Source organism: Rhodococcus sp. R1101, from assembly GCF_000278445.1.
GTDB classification, from domain to species: Bacteria; Actinomycetota; Actinomycetes; order Mycobacteriales; family Mycobacteriaceae; genus Rhodococcus; species Rhodococcus gordoniae.
On sequence record NZ_AJVB01000640.1, the window covers coordinates 1 to 1,802 of the forward strand.

4 protein-coding genes are annotated in these 1,802 nt (G+C 65.3%); all 4 read left to right on the plus strand.

Annotated elements, in window-relative coordinates:
• Positions 1 to 110: 110 nt before the first annotated feature.
• Positions 111 to 599, plus strand: a complete 489-nt coding sequence (locus R1101_RS28285; protein ID WP_232284814.1) for a hypothetical protein — start codon at positions 111 to 113, stop codon at positions 597 to 599.
• Positions 600 to 914: 315 nt separating this feature from the next.
• Positions 915 to 1,259, plus strand: a complete 345-nt coding sequence (locus R1101_RS0122660) for a lycopene cyclase domain-containing protein (protein ID WP_016935491.1) — start codon at positions 915 to 917, stop codon at positions 1,257 to 1,259.
• Positions 1,256 to 1,597, plus strand: a complete 342-nt coding sequence (locus R1101_RS0122665) for a lycopene cyclase domain-containing protein (protein WP_016935492.1) — start codon at positions 1,256 to 1,258, stop codon at positions 1,595 to 1,597. Before R1101_RS0122660 ends, R1101_RS0122665 begins: the two co-directional genes overlap by 4 nt.
• The coding region (locus R1101_RS29855; protein ID WP_157179201.1) for an FAD-dependent oxidoreductase at positions 1,594 to 1,802 on the plus strand (209 nt) is incomplete at its 3' end. The genes R1101_RS0122665 and R1101_RS29855, both read left to right, overlap by 4 nt.

The window sequence follows — 1,802 nt, forward strand, 5'->3', positions numbered from 1 at the left end:
TCGCCGACTCGCGGTACGTCACAGGTGGCGTCGGTCGGCCGACCGCGGGATGATCGAAGTACTCCGATGCTCGAACCGAGGTTCGACCTTGCGCACAGAGGAGAAAAGCCGTGAGAGTAAGTCATCTTCCCCTGCGTCTGACAACCGGCGCGTTCATTCTCAACTCGGGCCTCGGTAAGCGAGCACTTTCTTCCGAAGCTGCCGCCGGGTTACAGGGCATGGCCGCCAACGCTGTTCCCGCTGTACGCACGATGCGTCCGGAGACTTTCGGCAAGACGGTCGCCGCAGCCGAAACGACCCTCGGCCTGGCACTGCTCGCACCGTTCGTGCCCTCCGCGCTTGCTGGGGCCGCACTCGCAGCCTTCAGTGGTGGATTACTGACCATGTACTGGAAGACTCCCGGCATGCACGAGCACGGCTCGATCCGACCCACCCAGGACGGCACCGCCGTGGCCAAGGACGTGTGGATGTTCGGCATCGGTGTAGCCCTCGTGACCGACGCACTCGATCGGACGGCGAACAGCGGACGCGGCTCGGTAGAATCCCCACCTCGACGGCGCGCAGACCGACAGGCACGCCGGGCTCCTTGCGTGGCCTGACCGGACGTTCGGCGGATCGCGCGCCGGCGATCGTCGCTGATCGACGGGGCCACCGATATCTACTCATCGATCGACTGCGGTGTCTCTCCCGTGCTTTTCTGCGCCATTCGGGCATGACCGGACCGAGGTCGTGATTGGCTGTATTCGCGGATGCGTTGTCGACACGCGTCCGCAGAATGACGGAGTAGCGCTGAAATCATGGTCCGAACCGTGCTCGGTTGCGACGCTCCCGGCGATCAGGAGTCCGCCGGTCGGCCGAGATGCCCCTGCTGGACGCGAGCTGCATCGACTCCTTCACCCTGAGCGGAGCGTGAGATGGATTCCTGGCATTACGTGTTCGTCTTGGCGGCCTGCTTGATCGTGACCGCTCCCCTCGAGTGGGGCGCCCGGGTCTACCGGCAGCCGGCCCGCGTCGTCCGAGCTGTCGCGCCGGTGGCACTCATCTTTCTGGCCTGGGATGTGCTGGCCGTTACTGCCGGGGTCTGGAGCTTCAATCCGCGCTACGTCACCGGGATGGAACTACCGGGACACCTCCCGGTCGAGGAAGTCTTGTTCTTCGTCGTGATTCCGTTGTGTGGACTGCTCACCTACGGCGCCGTCGAATTTCTGTTGGACCGGTTACCGCAAGGTCGACGGCGAACCGGGCGGCAACGGTCATGACCGGTCTCGGATACACGCTGCCTGCAGCGATCGCGGTCCTGGCTGTATGTCTCGCCGAGACGGTGGTCCTGCGTACCGGCCTGTTCCGACGGCCCGCCTACTGGCTGAGCATGACCATCGTGCTCGGCTTCCAGATTCCGGTGGACGGCTGGCTCACCAAGCTCCACGCCCCGATCGTGATCTACAACGACCGCCACATCAGTGGTGTTCGCTTCCCGCTCGATATCCCGATCGAGGACTTCCTGTTCGGCTTCGCATTGGTCACTGCAGTACTGCTCGCATGGGAGCAACGCCGTCATCGGCGCGCCGACCGGGAACGGACACCAGAATCGCGATGACGCCCCGCACTCATGCCGATCCGCGGCGTATCCGGCACCGGGCACCACCGGGTCTACCCGACGCCGCTCTGCTTCCGGCACGCCCGCACGTAGTTGTCGTCGGAGCCGGTATCGCCGGACTCGCGGCCGCGACCGGCCTGGCGGAACGGGGCGTGAGCGTGGACGTCGTCGAGCGCGAGCATTACCTCGGCGGACGCGTCGGAGG

Coding starts and splice junctions, on each gene's coding strand:
- R1101_RS0122660 (WP_016935491.1), top strand. CDS start 915: ATGGATTCCTGGCATTACGTGTTCGTCTTGGCGGCCTGCTTGATCGTG.
- R1101_RS0122665 (WP_016935492.1), top strand. CDS start 1,256: ATGACCGGTCTCGGATACACGCTGCCTGCAGCGATCGCGGTCCTGGCT.